The sequence below is a fragment of the Dendronalium phyllosphericum CENA369 genome (assembly GCF_016056275.1).
Lineage (GTDB): Bacteria > Cyanobacteriota > Cyanobacteriia > Cyanobacteriales > Nostocaceae > Dendronalium > Dendronalium phyllosphericum.
On sequence record NZ_JAECZA010000086.1, the window covers coordinates 1 to 17,113 of the forward strand.

The window sequence follows — 17,113 nt, forward strand, 5'->3', positions numbered from 1 at the left end:
CCCCCTGCTCCCCCTGCTCCCCCTGCTACCTCTGCTCCCCCTGCTCAAATTCTAAAATGTGGCGACTGATTCCTTTGCTAGAAGCCTCTGGCAATGTGCAGATGGCTATTGACCGCTGGTTATTAGAACAATACCTGTCTGGAAAACATCCTCCAACTCTGCGATTTTACACTTGGTCGCCACCTGCTATTTCTCTTGGCTATCATCAACGTCAATATCCTGAGTATTGGCAGCATTTGACTTGGCAAAGCCAGAAATTAGATTTGGTACGTCGTCCAACAGGAGGAAGAGCAGTACTACATCAAGGTGATTTAACTTATGCAGTAATCGCATCTGGGCTGACGGGTAGTCGCCTCCAGGTATATGAAAAAATTTGTGAGTTTTTGATTCAAGGATGGCGATCGCTTGGCGTTGAATTACAATACGGTACAGCTGGGCGAGGCTATATCCACAACCCTAACTGTTTTGGCACTGCTACTGGTGCAGATTTAGTTACAGCTGATGGTTATAAACTCATTGGTAGCGCCCAACTGCGAAGTGCTGGGGCGATTTTGCAACATGGTTCAATGCGTTTGCAACCGAATGCGGAACTATTTACTCAGGTGTTTGGTACAGAATCTTTTACAAATGTACAACTACCCCAAAGCTTAAGTGTCGAAAAAATTGTTGCCGCTTTAATTGCCGCGGCTAGTAATTGTTTTGCTATGCAGATAGAAGTACAACCCCTATCGCCATCTGAGTGGGACGAAATTCTAGCGCTTCAACCTTGAATTTCGATCGCAGGCTCTTTTAAATACTCTGCGGCTACACAATCCTCAATTAGTTGCAAAACAAACGGCCAGAGTTCTGGCGCACCTGTTTCTACTGGTGCTACCCGTTTCATTACTTGGTCGCGCCTAATGCCATGAATGCGCCAAGTGCCGCCTTGAGTTTGCTGGTTATGCAGTAAAGGCTGTATTCGGTCTAAGGCTGCGGCAAATTTGGCGGTGGCTGTTTCTCCTGCTTCAAATTCATCCCAAAGCGATCGCAACTCGCTAGCTTGGTCTAGTGGCAAAAGTCCAAATAGCCGTAATGCTGCTTGAGTTTCTTTTTCTGCTTTGCTGTGATTACCCTGCACATCGTAACAGAAGGTGTCACCCGCATCAATTTCTACCAAATCGTGAATTAGTAACATTTTGATGGCATGGAAGATATCAACTCCTTCAGGAGCATATTCTGCCAAGGTAAACGCCATCACTGCAATGTGCCAAGAATGTTCTGCACTATTTTCTCGGCGCGACCCATCGATAAGCAAGGTTTGACGTAATATCTGCTTGAGGCGGTCAATTTCTATGATGAATTGAATTTGTTGAGTCAGTCGATTAATTGCCACAGGAATTTTTCAAATATTACCTTACTCAGCTTAACTGTTTGGACATTTTTGGTTGCACTTGCCACCACATCTAATGATTTGGTTTTCATAGTCATAATATGTCAAATATGACATATTATTAGTATATGTCAAATGGGCGCTTGTGTATGATGTATAAATTAATTCAAAAATGGACAAACATCAAAATAAGGTTATTATCTGGCTCAGTGGTCAGGTGAAAACTCCGCCCTTTTCAGTATCAGCACGGATTGAAGCAGGGTTTTTGTTACGGCAACTGCAACAAGGGGAAATGCTTTCAATGCCTGACTCCCGACCAATGCCAAGTATTGGTAGTCACTGCCATGAGTTACGGATTAATGATAGCGATGCTGATAAACAGTGGCGAATTATTTATCGCATTGACTTAGATGCAATTGTTATCTTAGAGGTCTTTAATAAGACAACTAATAAAACGCCCAAGCGTGTGATTCAAAACTGTCAGAAACGTTTGAGCTTGTATGACAAAATTTCTGAGGAGAGTTAATTCATTAAAAACTTACAACTAATAATATATGGATACAGTTAAACGTCAACGTCTGGAAGCAGCAGGTTGGCGCGTGGGAGATGCAGCCGACTTCCTGGAACTTTCACCTGAAGAGGTAGCTTTTATTGAGATGAAGCTATCGTTAAGTAGATATTTAAAGGAACTTCGCCTAAAAAACCAGCTTTCTCAGGCAACTTTAGCCAAGAGAATCAACTCCAGTCAGTCGCGGGTGGCAAAGATGGAAGCAGGCGATCCATCAGTTTCTCTGGATTTGATCGTTCGGACAATTTTGGCTGTAGGAGGAACTCGTGAGGATGTAGCAATTGCGATCGCTTCTCCCCAGCGCTAACAATTGGGAATCGTTTCACAGCACAGTCAGGTAAGTATCTTTGCCCTCGATTGGTAAAATTCTCAGTCGTTGATTTTGCAAATCAGGCTCTAAACCCAAATCCTCTAAAGGAATTAACCCTAACAAAGGGTCTGCACCTGTTGGTAACTCAATACAGTTAAAAGTCCCTTCCCGACCTTCAACAGCAAGGCTCAATTCTCTAAAGATACGAACTCTATGTACTCCCACAGCAATTTTTACATCTACTTCTCCTTGGAGAACTAATCCTAGTTCACTAATGATATTTTCAGGTAGGCAAAGCCGAGTAGCACCAGTATCAACTAGGACATTCTCTAAAGTGACTGAACGGATTTGCTGGGCTTTTATAAATCCCCTTTCGGCAAGAATTTGGTCAATTCGATTAGTGATAGTTATTGTGGTAGTAACTTTTCCCATTGTTTTGTCAATGATGGTTGCCATAATTCTTGCTCCCAAACCCAGTTTTCACTAAGCTACCTTACTTGAAATTTCAAACCTCATCAGCCATAATGCCTGCTGTAACAACTTTTTTGCATTTTTATATTGTTACAAGTTGGTTGACCTAGCAATTACCGCCAACTGTAACCCAGGTGGATAGCTACCTTCTTCTTTAATGCGCTTAATTTCCGCATCGCTAACTCGCAAGTTTAATTTTTGTGCCAGACTTCGCACAATGTCGCCTCGGTCAATTACACCAGCTACAGCGCCAGCAGGTGAAAGCACGGTAATCCGAGGTAAGTGTTCGTTTTCCAACTTATTAATTACCTCAGCCAAGGTAGTTGATTCACTAACAGTCGGTATTTCTGTGAGGGGATGAACAATGCTTTGCAGGGTTTGGGTTTCCCATTCACTTCTTTCTACTAAGCGCAAATCTTCAATGGCAACCATACCCCGATAACGTCCATCAGATGCGGCAAAATAAACTTCTGGGGCGTTGGAGTCTAATAAATACGAGTCAGCAAAGGAACGCAATGTTTGGTTAGCATCAACTACGCGATAGTCGCGGGTCATAACATCGGTGGCTACCACCTCTAACAAGGTTTCCTGTAATGTAGTCACGCGGTCATAACTGCTAGCATTGCGGACACCAAACCAACCTAACAGCGCAATCCACAAACCAGTTACTAACTCTCTAGTAAAGAAATCTACAGCAAATCCCAAAGCGATCGCACCATAACCTAAAATTTGTCCTGCCTTGGCTGCCAAGTGTACGGCTTGAAAGCGATCGCCTGTAACTTTCCATAGTGCAGCTTTTAATACTTGTCCTCCATCTAAAGGTAGACCGGGAATTAAATTAAATAGCGCTAAGACTAAGTTAATTCTCGCTAAATCTCCAATCATCATACTAATGGGGCTAGTATCAGGCGTAATAGTAGTTATTAACTGCAATAGTAAAAATAGGGCAACACTAACTAAAGGCCCGGCGATCGCTACTTGAAATGCTTTGCCTGGAGTTTTAGATTCTTCTTCAATAGCAGCGATACCGCCAAATAGAAATAGGGTAATTGAGTTAACTTTAATGCCTTGCGATCGCGCTGCCAAACTGTGACCTAATTCGTGCAATAAGACCGAACCAAATAGCAGCAGTGCCATGACGATTCCAGCACTCCAAGCTGTGACAGTTCCCCATTCTTGGTAAGCCACCCCAAAATTTAAGGTTGCTAGTCCTAAAATTACAAACCATAAAGGGTCTAAAAAAAGCGGAATTCCAAATAAAGACCCGATTCTCCAATTTGTTTGCATTACATTGTCCTAAAAAGTAGATATTTCAGCAATTTACACTACAAAATTATGTATAACTTTTCATACTAAGAATTATTATATCTCTAATGTATAAACGAATAGCAATTTACTATTAGACAGCAACAAATCAATGTTTAGGGAACTCCGAAAACTAAGTTATTCCGCTTAAAATTGTTGACTGTTCGCAGTTAACAGTCAACGGGAGCCACTGCGTTGAATGGGTTCCCCGGCAGTCTTTGCAAGTGGCGTGAGGGTTAGGGTGGGGTAAAAAAAACATCTTATACATCAATCATGACTTTTCAAACAACCTCTGAAAGTCAGAATGGTTTATGAGTGAAGCGATATCTCATGACAAGCTATAAGCGTATATGTCTGCTAATTTAAATTGTTGCAAGCATATTCTTGATTATCCCAAATCAGCGAGGATTTTTAGCGATTCAATTTTGATTTGAAACACCTGAATTTGAGATAAATCCCGGTAGATAGAGTAGCTCCAAATTTGTGCTAAAAGTGTGTTCGCAGTTAGCAATGCATGTATGGAGATTACAATCGATTCACATTGTTTGTTTTTTTATGTCAACTTAACTTATGACTAATTCAGTAAAGGCAAAAACTGTCGAATTAATCCAATTGTTACTGCTGGGAGTTCCAATTGCGGTGTTAAACCTACATCTTCCAACTGTTGAAATACTCGGATAGCTTGGGGATTTTTTTGTGCAAGGCGGCGACCAACTTCTGGGCCGGTAAATTCTGATTTTTGTCCCCAAATAATAGCGGTAGGAGTCGTCAATTGTTGAATGTAAAGGGACAAATCAAAACACAAGTCACCGCGTACAAAAGATAGGGCTGCATACTCAGCATTAGGCTGTTGAGCAGATTGTAAATAAGCTTCCACAATTTCGTCGTATATTCGATTAGGCTGGGCAAATTGCCGTTGCTCTAAGAAACTGCGAATACCGTTAGCAGTGGCAACTCCAGTACTGTATAGCAAACGGTCAATAATGGGAACTTTGATTACCTGAGCAAAAAAGCTGCGGGAGTAGTCTTCGCCAAAGTCAGAAAGTCCAGCAGGTGTGGTGAGAATTAAAGATTTGAATAAATGAGGATAAGCGATCGCTACTCGAATTGTAAATGCTGCTGTCAGCGAAGAAGCGATCGCAGTTACTGGCCCTATACAAGTCTGCTCAAAAAACTCTCGAATTGTCGTCAAATAATCTTCAATCTGATAATTACGTATTGGATGCTCGGATCTACCCCAACCGATTAAATCTGGTGCTAAAACGCGATATTCAGCTGCAAAGGCGGGATAAACTTTCGACCATTCATAAGCAGAAGACCCACCACCAAATCCGTGCAAGAACACCAAAGTTTCCTTTTCACGGTTGGCAATTGCATCTTCCTGCCAAGGTGAGCCAGTAGCTGTATAATAAGCAATTTTACCTAGTGAGGTAGTTATGGAGCGTTGCTCAAATCCTTGTGGTTGAAACATATGATTGTCAGTTGTCAGTTGTCAGTTGTTAGTTGTCAGTTGTCAGGAGTCAAAGGCTTTCGGGTGGGGTAAAGGGGAAGAACTTTGTTTGTTACCAAGCCCCGTTGGGGCGGGGTGTAGGGTGTAGGGTGTAGGGTGTAGGGTGTAGGGTGTGGGGGATATATAGCCCCAACAACCTCCAGGGTAAAAGCCCCGCCCTTTCAGGGCACTTGCGTTGGAATTCGTCTGAATTCTCTTTCAATGCCGTCTTCACTACACCCCACACCCTACCCTCCACACCCTGTTCAATTTGCCCTCTGTGTTGTCCTTACAATTGCTATTATCAGCACACTAGTGATTTCTCAACCTCTGGCCTGCGTCAGATTAAGTAGATGTAAAAATACTGCATTACTTGTAAATTTTTAGTGATTTTTTTTCCCTTTTTCAAGGGTGTATTTGTCCGTAATTACCAGCTAGAGAAGATTTAGCGGGGTAGCGAGTATCACTTACTGAGAATTACGGGGCGAATTTTTTTATGATAATCTATCAGGAAACACACGGATAATATTTAGCGTCCAAAATAGTCAAGACGCTCATCAAAAATAACTATAAATTCTAGTTATAGATTCGGAAAAAAGGCTATTAGATTAATTGCTCATTTGATGATTTTCTAGGAAATGGTAAGGCGGGATGTTATGGGAAAGCAGGCTACTCTTCAACTAAATAAAATCCCAACGTTTGAAGACGCTAAAGCGCTTGATAACAGCGATTTGCAAAATCAAGCGATCGCTTCGGCTTTGCCAGAACAGCTTGAGGAAACTGTTAACAATCCTCAAGCAGCTTTACCTAAATGTATTTGTTTAAATTTGGAAGATTTAAAGTGTTTTGAGAGCGTTGAGTCTCGCTTTGAAAGTTGGGGTGTAATTTTTCACAATGCGTTAGCAATACAACCATCCAATCCAGCCTTTCCAACTCATTTAGGGTTGACGATGTTAACGGGTTCGCCTAAAAACGGATTTTTAGAAGCTAATTTCCTATACCCTGTAAACTGTGTTAGTGCTTATGTCACGAGTTCGCAGCGGTTAGTGCTGTGCGCTTACGATCGCGATCGTCAACTGCTAGCCCAAACTGTACTTCCAGCAGCGAATCTCGCTAATTCTGATTCAGCCATACCCCCCAATTACCTATTAACTGTAACAGCTAATAACATTCACTCTGTAACTTTCTGTGCTTTTGATGGTCAATTTACTCTTGATGATTTTAATTTTTGCTTTTAACTTAAAACTTTAAAACAGATTGAAAAATAATTTAGAATACAGAACTCAGCATTCTTCAATCATTGCCTAAATAAGCTTCAATTACAGCCGGGTTATTTCTGACAACGGCTGGTTCGCCTAAGGCAATTAATTGACCAAAATCTAGAACGGCAATGCGATCGCACAATCCCATAACTAAGGGTACATGATGCTCAATTAAAATGATAGTTAAGTTGAAGCGATCGCGGAGATTGCGAATAAATGTACTGAGTTGCTGCTTTTCGTTGGGATTCATCCCCGCAGCAGGTTCGTCGAGGAGTAAGATTTGCGGTTCTAAAGCTAGGGCGCGGGCAATTTCCAAACGACGTTGATCGCCATAAGCGAAGTTTTTAGCTTTTTCTTCTGTGCGTTCTCTTAAACCCATCAAATCCAATAATTCTAAAGCTTTCTGTCTACTTTTGTGTTCTTCTTTGAGAGCTGGCGGTAATCCTAAAACTCCTGCGATCGCGCTACTTTTATTGTGCAAATGTCGCCCAATAATTATATTTTCTAATGCCGATAATTCCCCAAACAGACGAATATTTTGAAATGTCCGGGCTATGCCTAACTCAGCTATTTTATGGGGACGCAACCGCGAGATTTCTGCACCTTGATAACGTAGTTCTCCACTTGAAGGTGGAATTAAGGCTGTAATTAAATTAAAAAGTGTCGTTTTCCCAGCGCCATTAGGGCCAATCAATCCGAAAATCTCATGTTTATTAACTGCAAAGGATACATTATTTACCGCAACTAAACCCCCAAAGCGGCGAGTTAAAGATTTTGCTTCTAAAAGAATATTATTGTTATCTGCTGTGTTAATGTCCGACATTTTATTAGTTTTGCATATTAATTTGGTAGTTTTTTCTTAAACATAATTCAATAGTCAGGAGTATAAATTTTGTACAAATACCCAGATAAAGTAAGTAGGTTTAATAATCTTACGTTCATCATTGCTGAATTCTAAATTCTGGCTTCTGAATTCTTCAATTTAAGTAGATGGACATAAGTAAATATAAAATGGTAACTTATGAAACCTTGTCAGAAACTGATTTTTCCCTTCTGCCTTCTGCCTTCTGCCTCCTGCCTTCTACTTACTTACTTCCTATTTTTACCTATTTTAAAAATATCTGGAGTTACCAAACCTTGAGGAAAAAAGATTGTTCCTACCACTATGAGCAATCCAAAAATAATTAATCGACCATCACGTAAAAATTGTGCTAACCAATTGGGTAAACCGCCTGTATCTGCTAGTCCTCGTAAAATTTCTGGTAAGGCTGTAAATACCATACCACCTACTACAGAACCTAAAAAAGTTCTGGAACCGCCAATTAACACAAAAGTTAAATAGATAATACTAGCATCAAAAGTACCTTGACGAGCATTCCAGGTATTGAGAAAGTGGGCGCTAATTGCACCGACAATACCCGCGAGAATTGCCCCAAGTGTAAACGCCATAACTTTGTAATAAGTGGGATTAATTCCCATTGACCCCGCCGCTAATTCATCTTCCCGAATAGCTATAAATGCCCTGCCTACACGAATGCGCTCTAAACGGTAAAATAACACCATACTAATGATTAGTAATGGCAATGCAATCCACAAATATTCAATTGGTGTTTGAAAAGGTTGAGGAATGCCAAAAATCCCAACAGCACCGCCTGTAATTTCCAGATTAAGAGAAATGACTCGCAAAATTTCTACAAAAGCAATAGTAGCGATCGCTAAATAAATTCCTCGCAATCTTAATGCTGGAATTCCTACGGCTATACCCAATAAACCAGAAACTACACCAGCAATTAACATCTCCAATAATAATAGGGGAATGGGAAATAAATTACTACTAACTTTAAAAACTTGTGTAGATAGAATTGCTGCAATATATCCACCTAAAGCATAAAATCCAGGGCTAGCTAAAGATAATTGTCCTGTCATTAGTGGTAAATAAAGTGATAGTCCTAGCAGCGCCCCTAAGACCATAGAGACAATTAGCGAACCGTAAGTAGAAAAAAATTCAGCCATGTTTTAAGTCGGGAGTTAGGAGTAATTTACTCTAGCTACACTTTCTGGACAAACCTACGCCCTAGCAAACCTTGGGGTCTAACTAATAGCATGATAAACAAAATTCCAAAGGCTACTGCATCTTTATAACCAGAATATTCCGATGGCACAAATGCTTCCACTAACCCAATTAGTAAACCTCCTAAAACTGCGCCGGGAATACTACCTAAACCGCCCAAAACAATCACAGCCAAACCCCGTAAACCAAAAGCAATACCAAAATACGGGCCAGCAATGCTGACGCTAGAGGCTACTAAAGTCCCCGCTAATCCTGCTAAAAAACTGCTGATGAAAAACGTCAAGACAATAAAGCGATCGCAGTTAATTCCTAATAAACTAGCGGTAGTAGGGTCTTCTGCGATCGCCTGCATTGCTTTACCATATTTAGTATAGTTAATAAAGTAAGTAATAATTCCCACAAATAATAAGGAAACAGTAAAAATTACTACTTGCACGCTGCGAATCGGAATTGGTTTTTCGGCACTACCAAAATTAATTGCTGGGGGTAAATTACCGTAAGTATCTGCGGGAAATGTGTAACTTTCTGCGCCTACCAAATACTGGATTAAGTTGACAATTACCACTGCTACTCCCAAGCTAGAAACAACTGTCAGCAAAGGGTCAGATCCTTGACGGCGTAAAGGTTGAAAAGCAATACGTTCCATTGCTATCCCCACAAATCCTGCCAAGGTACTTGCTAAAATTAAGGCGATCGCAAATGGTAATTGTATGGGCAGCGTTAAATTAGCCAAAAGCCCGTTAAATCCAAAAGTACCGCCCATAAGTGCATAAGTGAAATATGCACCTAGGGTAAAAATTGCACCATGAGCTAAATTAATGATGCCCAAAATAGAATAAACCAAGGTATAACCCAAAGCAAAAATTGCATAGACGCTACCTATAGACAAACCATTCAGCAATTGTTGGACAAATAGACTTATATCCATGTAGTAACTACTTAATAAATGCAAATTTGCTCTTGTTTCCGTCTTTTTCTGTCTTGATTTGAGCTACATAAAAATCTTTTTGTACTATCTCGCCCGATGGAGTAAAGCTAATTTCGCCTAACGGCGTATTATATTTTCCAGATAGTAACTGTTTGTTCAATTGTGCCCGCAATTGTGGTAACTGTAATTTATTAATTTTGCTATTTTTATCTAAAGCTTGGAGAGCTTCAACATATACTTGTACGGCTGCAAAAGTTTGGGCACTAAATTGAGGTGGTTCTTTTTTGTATTGGTCATTATAGGCTTTGCGAAATGCAGCGTTGACCTCGCCTGGATGTTCTGGACTGTAAGCTTGAGCAATCAAAACACCATCACACAATGCTTTACAAACTGGAAATATATTCGATGTATTCAAACCATTACCACCAATAATTAAGCCTTTATAACCTAATTCCCGTAGTTGTCGCACTAAGTTACCACCATCAGCAGCCAAGCCAGAAATAATTGCCAAATCTGGTTTAAGGTTAATAGCGTTAGTTGCTTGGCTTTGAAAATCTGTATCGCTGGTTTGGAACTTTTGTACTGTTACCAATTCCAGACCTTGATCTTTAACTATTTTCTGGAAAATATCAGTTTCTGACTTACTGAAAGCATCATTTTGAGCGTAGAAAACAGCAATTTTTTTTATGTTAGGATTTTGTTTGAGCGCAGCTTTCACAGAGTTGGGAGCAACTACAGAAACTGGTGCAGACACGCGAGCAACAAAATCACCTATTTCAGGTATTCCTTTTGCCGTATTTGATGGCCCAATAACTGGTACTTTAGCACGTTCGGCGATCGGGTCAGCGCTAAAAGCTTGCTGTGACAAAGTTGGGCCGACAATTCCAACAACTTTATCTTTATTAATTAAAGTTTGAAAAGCAATTATTGCTCCTGCTTCATCGCCGCTAGTATCTTGAAACACCAATTTAATTGGAGTACCATTAATACCACCCTTATCATTAAAATATTTCTCGGCAATTTTTGCTCCAGAAACTTCTTCTTGACCGAGTAAAGCTACATTGCTAGTTTGTGCAACAGCAATACCAATGGGAATAGCACCCGATGTCCCCGTCGTTGCTGTGGTATTAGTTGCAGTGTTATTTGTAGGATTAGTTTGGCTATTAATTGCAGAATTTGTACCGCCTCCACAAGCTGTTAGCAGTACGCAAGTAGATAATAATGCTGTTGTACGAGTAAAAGTAGTTTTCATCGGTCAATAATTATGTAGTTATTAAAAATCATGCAAAAGTAAGTAGCCTCGGAAGCTGCATACACTTTCGCAAGAATTTTATTAAATCATTTTTATTTGAACATGTGATGGAAAATATTCAAAGTGTCGATCAACACAAATTATTGTAGTCGGCGACGATTTTACCATTGCTAGACTTCAAAGTGCTGAGTAGAGACGCGATTAAGCCAAGTCTTTCCAAGGGAGTGCTGAGTGAGTTAGAAGTGAAGAATTATGTGAATTATGCCGCTTGTCTACCTTGTCTTTCTGATCTTTCTTTTTCCTAGTTCCCAGTCCCCAGTTCCAGTCCCTTGCTAAAGCGTTCCATGAAGCGGCGGTCAAGCCAATCTTTCCAACGCCACAATAATTGGTGGGGTGGTAATGTGAAAGGGCCGCGTGTGGCGATCGCTCTTTTGTCTCCTGTACCAATTAAACTTAAATATTGTTGCTGTGGTTTGTAAGGTTTAAGCGACTTATCTAATAAAAACCTTTGCAAGTTCTCAAACAACGGTTTCCCTTGCCGTACAGCAAACACCCCAGCTTTGGGACGAGGATGATTTATCATTGTGGCAATGTCACCCGCAGCAAATACTTCTGGATGCGTTTGAGATTGTAAAGTATCCTCTACTAAAATAAAACCTTGTTTGTCAGTTCCCAGTCCGGTTGTTTTTAACCATTGGGGTGCGGATGCTTGTGTTACCCAAAAAATTTGATCGCACTTAACTGTTAACCCAGATTCACATTTAATCTCTAATATTTCTTGCTGCTGTGGTGCGATTTCACACACAGTTTCTCCTAAATGCAATTTAATACCGCGCTTAGTTAAAATTTGCTTAACTAAATACTGCACTGACTGATGATAATGAGGCATCAGTTCCTCTTGACGTTGAAATAAATGAATTTTTAGATTTGCAATTGGTTGTTGATTTTGCAGCAAAATCTGATGCAAATGAGTTTGCATTGTGAAAGCTAATTCCACGCCACCAGCACCACCACCTACAATACCAATAGAAATCGGTTCTTGGGGATTTTTGGCTACTTTTTTCAGTAGTTGATACCAATGTTGTAATAATTTTGGCACTGGTTTAGCTGCGATCGCATATTCTGCTGCACCTTGTATAGATATTGTCGCTGGAGTGCTGCCAATATCAATAGACAGTACATCAAAATTCACCGCCGGACGGTTAGCACAAATTACTTTATGGTTTTTTAAATCTAAATTAACTACTCGGTCAATATATAACTTTGCTTGAGCAAAATTAACTAATTTTCGTAAGTTAATGTGACATTCATCGTGACTGTAAAATCCAGCAATGTGTCCTGGTAGCATTCCAGAGTAAGGTGTATCTGAAGCTGGGGTAATCAGTGTTAACCGTACTCCCGGCAAGGGTTGCATTCCAAACATTCTTAGCACAATTGCATGGCTGTGACCGCCACCAATTAGCACTAAGTCTTTAACTACTGACTGGGAAGATTGCTGCATCTAGAAAATCTTATTAAAGAATTGAAAATCACGAATATTTTAATGTTTTATTTTTTGCTCTTCTTGGATCGTTTTTTATTTGCCATCCAGTAAAATACTATCTCTATATTATCAGTTAATACATCTCATTTTCTACATATTGTTAATAAGAATACTCTATTAATGTTTACTGGCGTTACCTTGAAACTAAAGAATTATGGCATTTTCCCGATATCCAGGATTTTAGATATCATCATTGCTCGGTAATAGTTACAACTTTGTACTATAACCTGATGGTTAAAAATAGTTTTAATTTTGCTTGTGATTATTCAAATTAATAGTGATATTTCCTTACTACCTTGATTAAATAATCATTAAATTTACGAATGGCAAAGTTTGTAAATCCATAGACAATAGCTAAACCACCAGTAATTCAAATTTTTTGCTTATGTTAAGTGCAATTATCAATGCTTACTACTCAGCAAAAAGACAGTTGATAACAAATCAAGTACCAATTATAAATATCATACCTGGGATAGTTCTTAACAAAGAAAAAGTGCCAAATACTTCACATAAAGCACTTAAACAATGCTTAAGATTAGCCATAGAGGATTTAAATAATCCCAAAATTGATAACAGGTTAGCCGCAATTTATGATTTAGAGCTATTGGCTCGCGATTATCCCGAACATCACTGGAAAATCATGGAAATCCTGACAAATTTTGTGCGAAATCATACTCTAAGCGTGAGTCAAGAGGAAGTTAAAAGCCAGCCTTCAATAACTATTTGTACAGATATTCAATTAGCCCTTACCGTTCTTGGTAGAAGAGATGTTCGGCAAGATATGGAAGAGCAACTCGATTTGAGCCATACTAACCTAGGCAAAGCAAATCTGAATCAAGCTAACCTAGAATTGGCGAATCTTTATCAAGTTAATCTTTCTGGGGCTAACTTATCTGGGGCTAACTTATCTGGGGCAATTCTCAGTGCAGCCAATCTTTTTGAAGCTAACTTATCTGGGGCTAACTTATCTGGGGCAATTCTCAGTGCAGCTAATCTTTCTGGGGCTAACCTTTGTGGGGCTAACTTGCATAGAGCCAGCTTATATTTAACCAATCTGCATCAGGCAAATTTGAATGATGCCATATTAGATGGGGCTAACCTCCGAGAAGCCAAATTCTCTTAGTGTAATCAAGCAGGAGCAAAGAAAGTATATGTGGTATTCTTAGCCTCTTGCAACTGGATAGTTATTTATGCTGTGTACTAACTATTTTTAAACATAGTACCATCGCCTCACCGAAACTAAAAGCGATCGCTTAATTGCATCATTCTTAATACTACATAATAGTGTTAATTACTATAACATTTGATACCATTTTCTCATAAAAAGACATATCAACTAATGCTAGAGGCACATATTCAAATTGTTAGCAAAATGATATACTAAACTTTCCAAACCTCTAGGTAATAATTCTGTGTTGTGAGGAATATTACTGATATGTCTGCTAAAAAGACAGACACACTCATACCTTGGTTAATCGCTATAACAGTCATATTTGCTCTCGCACTGACTCTCATTGTTTTTGCATCATCTGACATCAAAGGATTACCAATTCCGCAACAGATGCAGTATAGAAATCAAGCATTAATAGCTACTGCGATCGTTTTTTTAGGATTAGCAGTAATGACGAATGCTTACTATGCAGCCAAGCGGGCGGAAGCTATGCAGAAAAATGCATTAACAGAGCTTCTCCAATGGAGGCTTGCTGCTGAAAAAAATATTGAAGTTAGCATTGAAAACGCCAAATTACATCAAGAAAGTCTGGTTACAGAACGCTTGATGGCAGCAATTACCCAGCTGGGACACGAGAGAATTGAAACTCGCACAAGTGCAATTTATGTATTAGAAAGAATTTCCCAGGATTTTCCCCAAGAACATTGGACAATTATGGAAATTCTCACAGCTTTTGTGCGAGAAAATTCTCCTGTCCGCGATGAGGCTCAACAAAGAGAGGAAGATTTACAGCCAAAATACTGGAGCAGACAAAGAACCAAAGAACAGCTAACACAGCTACCAGCAACGAACGTTCGTGAATTATCCCCAAAAATTCGCCGGGATATTCAAGCAGCTTTAACTGTCATCGGTCGGCGCAATTCTCTGATAGAACAGGAAAATCAGAAATTGGATTTACGCAATACAGACATCAGGCGAGCAGACCTACTGGAAGCCAACCTCCAACGTGCAGATTTACGTGGCTGCGACCTTTCGGATGCAGACCTACGTAGTTGCGAACTTTACGGCGCAGACCTTGAGGGCGCTAAACTCGTTAGTTCTACTCTTTATGAAGCCAATTTGCTCAAAGCCAACTTACGAGGAGCCAAACTTTGTTGGGCGAACCTAAATCGAGCTAACCTTTCTGGGGCTAACCTGCGTGCAGCTAACCTTTTTGGTGCAAGTCTGCGTGCAGCGAATTTACAAGGGGCAAACCTTTATAAAGCCAACTTGCAACAAGCAACTCTGAAAGTTGCCAATCTTTCAGGAGCAAAGCTGTTTCTTGCTAATTTGCAAGGGGCAAAACTTGGTAAAGCCAACTTGCATCTTTCAGGTTTGATAGGAGCAAACTTAACTGGGGCAAACTTAAATGCGGCTAACCTAACTGGGGCAAATCTCAATGCTGCCAAATTGCATCATACAGAAGTGTTTTTTGCCAACCTTACCGAAGCTAGCTTGACAGAAGCTGACTTGCATAAAGCAAATTTGATGGGAGCTAATTTAAATCGGGCAATCCTTTATCAAGCTGACCTTTCAAGGGCTAACCTCATAGGAGCTAATTTCTGTGATGCTAATCTTTGTGATGTCAAACTCGAAGGTGCAGTTTTGACAGGAGCGAAGAATTTAGAATCACAACAGATTAGAGTAGCACTTGGCGATCGCACCACTCGCCTCCCTGATTATATCGAAACACCAACACATTGGCGGCAATCTAGTTAAGCTACCGCAGCATCTATTAGTTACTTGGGCGCATTCTACCAGTTTGACAAAATGCTATAGTTTTGACCGAAGTCTCCGTAATAGTTCTGGAGATGAGGAAAACTCAAATATGTCTGAGAATAATACAGACACACTCAAGAATTGGTTAATAGTTCTACCAGTTACATTTATACTCTTCTTGCTTATTGTTTTTTTAGCCTTTGTGAATGTTGAGGGATTATCAACAGAGCAAAGATTAGATTATGGAACTAAAGCTTTAACAACTACCGGAACGATTTTTGCTGGAATTGCAGTATTTATCAATGCGTTCTATGCAGCAAAACGTGCAGAAGCTATGGATAAAAGTGCTTTGGCTGCTAATGAAAGTGCTAAAGCTGCTTTGAAAAATGCTGAGGCGGCGCTGAAAAATGCAAATGTAGCAGAAGATAAACAAATCACAGAACGCTTTGCCAAAGCGATAGAACAGCTTGGCAGTGAAAAGATTGAAGTACGATTAGGCGCGATTTATACGCTAGAAAGAATTGCTAAAGATTCTAAAGATGACCACTGGACAATCATGGAAGTGCTTACGGCTTTTGTGCGCGAGAACGCGCCTTTGAAAAAAGAAGAGAAGGCAGAAAAGAGAAAGCTGTTAATAAATAATTCGAGCGATACTCAAGAAGCAGAGGATATAGAGCAAAAACCAAAAATTCGCACAGACATTCAAGCAGCCCTTACCGTTATCGGAAGACGCAATTGTGATAATGAGCAGGAAAATCAGAACCTTGATCTACATAATATTGATATCAAAAAGGCAAACTTTGAAGAAGCCAATCTAGAAAGAGTATATCTCTATAAAGCTAATCTGCAAAATGCAAGACTCTTTAAAGCTAATCTACAAGGGGCCAACCTTGTTGCAGCCAACCTACAAGGAGCAGACCTTATTAAAACCAAGTTGCAAGGGGCATTCCTCATAGCAGCTAACTTGCAAGAAGTATTCCTCTCCTCAGCTAACTTGGAAGGGGCAAACTTCTGTGATGCTGATATGCAAGGAGCAAATATCTCTGAAGCAAAGCTACAAAGAGCATATCTTTATAGAGCTGATCTGCAAAATGCAGGACTCTTTAAAACTAACCTGCAAGGAGCATTCCTCTCTGAAGCCAACCTGCAAGGGGCAAACTTCTCTGATGCTGACCTACAAAAAGCAAACCTTGAGGAAGCCAACCTGCAAGGAGCATTCCTCTCTGAAGCCAACCTGCAAGGGGCAGTTCTTAGGGAAGCTAATCTGCAAAGGGCAGACCTTACGGGAACCAACTTACAAGGTGCAGACCTTAGAGGAGCCGAAAACTTGGAACAACAGCAGATTGAATTGGCAAAAGGCGATCGCACAACTATCCTACCGGAAAATCTTCAACGCCCCGACCATTGGAAGTAGAACAAAGCTAAAGTTTCATCTTTAAAACTTGCTTAACGAGTCTTTGAGCTTCATTAATGAGTCCTTAATACTCGTGAATGAGTCTTTGAACTCCGTTAATGAGTGTTTGAGCCTCATTAATGAGTCTTTGAACTCCTTTAATGAGTGTTTGAGCTTCATTAATGAGTCCTTAATACTCGTGAATGAGTCTTTGAACTCCGTT

Annotated in this window: 16 protein-coding genes; 7 read left to right on the forward strand and 9 right to left on the reverse strand. The window is 40.1% G+C overall.

Annotated elements, in window-relative coordinates; all coding sequences use genetic code 11:
- Positions 1 to 56 precede the first annotated feature (56 nt).
- Positions 57 to 770 (forward strand): lipoate--protein ligase family protein, encoded by a 714-nt coding sequence (locus tag I8752_RS17780; protein WP_214433640.1) that lies wholly within the window; start codon positions 57 to 59, stop codon positions 768 to 770.
- Here I8752_RS17780 and I8752_RS17785 read toward each other — a convergent pair.
- Positions 761 to 1,372: an HD domain-containing protein gene (locus tag I8752_RS17785; protein WP_214433641.1), complete on the reverse strand. Its 612-nt coding sequence runs from the start codon at positions 1,370 to 1,372 to the stop codon at positions 761 to 763. The genes I8752_RS17780 and I8752_RS17785 overlap by 10 nt on opposite strands.
- Before the next feature lie 169 nt (positions 1,373 to 1,541).
- Here I8752_RS17785 and I8752_RS17790 point away from each other — a divergent pair, with 169 nt between their 5' ends.
- Both I8752_RS17790 and I8752_RS17795 read left to right on the forward strand, forming a co-directional pair.
- A complete protein-coding gene (locus I8752_RS17790) occupies positions 1,542 to 1,895 on the forward strand; it encodes a type II toxin-antitoxin system RelE/ParE family toxin (RefSeq protein WP_214433642.1) in 354 nt (117 codons plus the stop codon).
- A gap of 28 nt (positions 1,896 to 1,923) precedes the next feature.
- Entirely contained in the window at positions 1,924 to 2,244 is a 321-nt protein-coding gene (locus tag I8752_RS17795; protein WP_214433643.1) for a helix-turn-helix transcriptional regulator, read from the forward strand.
- Positions 2,245 to 2,259: 15 nt separating this feature from the next.
- On the opposite strand, the gene I8752_RS17800 is transcribed toward I8752_RS17795, so the two are convergent.
- The 3 genes from I8752_RS17800 to I8752_RS17810 form a co-directional block, all read right to left on the reverse strand.
- Positions 2,260 to 2,703, reverse strand: coding sequence for a pepsin/retropepsin-like aspartic protease family protein (locus tag I8752_RS17800; protein WP_214433644.1), 444 nt, complete (start codon positions 2,701 to 2,703; stop codon positions 2,260 to 2,262).
- A gap of 105 nt (positions 2,704 to 2,808) precedes the next feature.
- The gene (locus tag I8752_RS17805; RefSeq protein ID WP_214433645.1) at positions 2,809 to 4,005 is read right to left on the reverse strand and encodes a site-2 protease family protein; all 1,197 of its coding nucleotides are present in this window, start codon (positions 4,003 to 4,005) and stop codon (positions 2,809 to 2,811) included.
- Positions 4,006 to 4,597: 592 nt separating this feature from the next.
- A complete protein-coding gene (locus I8752_RS17810; RefSeq protein ID WP_214433646.1) occupies positions 4,598 to 5,494 on the reverse strand; it encodes an alpha/beta fold hydrolase in 897 nt (298 codons plus the stop codon).
- 674 nt (positions 5,495 to 6,168) lie between these two features.
- On the opposite strand from I8752_RS17810, the gene I8752_RS17815 reads away from it, so the two are divergent.
- The gene (locus I8752_RS17815) at positions 6,169 to 6,750 is read left to right on the forward strand and encodes a hypothetical protein (protein ID WP_214433647.1); all 582 of its coding nucleotides are present in this window, start codon (positions 6,169 to 6,171) and stop codon (positions 6,748 to 6,750) included.
- A 55-nt stretch (positions 6,751 to 6,805) separates the two neighbouring features.
- Here I8752_RS17815 and I8752_RS17820 read toward each other — a convergent pair whose 3' ends face one another.
- From I8752_RS17820 to I8752_RS17840, 5 genes are all read right to left on the reverse strand, one after another.
- Positions 6,806 to 7,597, reverse strand: a complete 792-nt coding sequence (locus I8752_RS17820) for an ABC transporter ATP-binding protein (RefSeq protein ID WP_214433648.1) — start codon at positions 7,595 to 7,597, stop codon at positions 6,806 to 6,808.
- Between the two features lie 266 nt (positions 7,598 to 7,863).
- Positions 7,864 to 8,787, reverse strand: a complete 924-nt coding sequence (locus I8752_RS17825) for a branched-chain amino acid ABC transporter permease (protein WP_214433649.1) — start codon at positions 8,785 to 8,787, stop codon at positions 7,864 to 7,866.
- Between the two features lie 35 nt (positions 8,788 to 8,822).
- Positions 8,823 to 9,773 carry a branched-chain amino acid ABC transporter permease gene (locus I8752_RS17830; RefSeq protein WP_214433650.1) on the reverse strand — a complete coding sequence of 317 codons (951 nt, stop codon included), beginning with the start codon at positions 9,771 to 9,773 and terminating at the stop codon, positions 8,823 to 8,825.
- Positions 9,774 to 9,780: 7 nt separating this feature from the next.
- Entirely contained in the window at positions 9,781 to 11,025 is a 1,245-nt protein-coding gene (locus I8752_RS17835) for an ABC transporter substrate-binding protein (protein ID WP_214433651.1), read from the reverse strand.
- Positions 11,026 to 11,326: 301 nt separating this feature from the next.
- Positions 11,327 to 12,526, reverse strand: coding sequence for an FAD-dependent oxidoreductase (locus I8752_RS17840; RefSeq protein WP_214433652.1), 1,200 nt, complete (start codon positions 12,524 to 12,526; stop codon positions 11,327 to 11,329).
- A 427-nt stretch (positions 12,527 to 12,953) separates the two neighbouring features.
- Between I8752_RS17840 and I8752_RS17845 the strand changes: the two genes are divergently transcribed.
- The 3 genes from I8752_RS17845 (at position 12,954) to I8752_RS17855 (ending at position 16,911) form a co-directional block, all read left to right on the forward strand.
- Positions 12,954 to 13,691, forward strand: a complete 738-nt coding sequence (locus I8752_RS17845; protein WP_214433653.1) for a pentapeptide repeat-containing protein — start codon at positions 12,954 to 12,956, stop codon at positions 13,689 to 13,691.
- 312 nt (positions 13,692 to 14,003) lie between these two features.
- On the forward strand, positions 14,004 to 15,497 hold the full coding sequence (locus I8752_RS17850; protein WP_214433654.1) for a pentapeptide repeat-containing protein: 1,494 nt from the start codon (positions 14,004 to 14,006) through the stop codon (positions 15,495 to 15,497).
- 109 nt (positions 15,498 to 15,606) lie between these two features.
- Complete coding sequence (locus I8752_RS17855; RefSeq protein WP_214433655.1) at positions 15,607 to 16,911, forward strand: pentapeptide repeat-containing protein; 1,305 nt, start codon at positions 15,607 to 15,609, stop codon at positions 16,909 to 16,911.
- Positions 16,912 to 17,113: the final 202 nt, after the last annotated feature.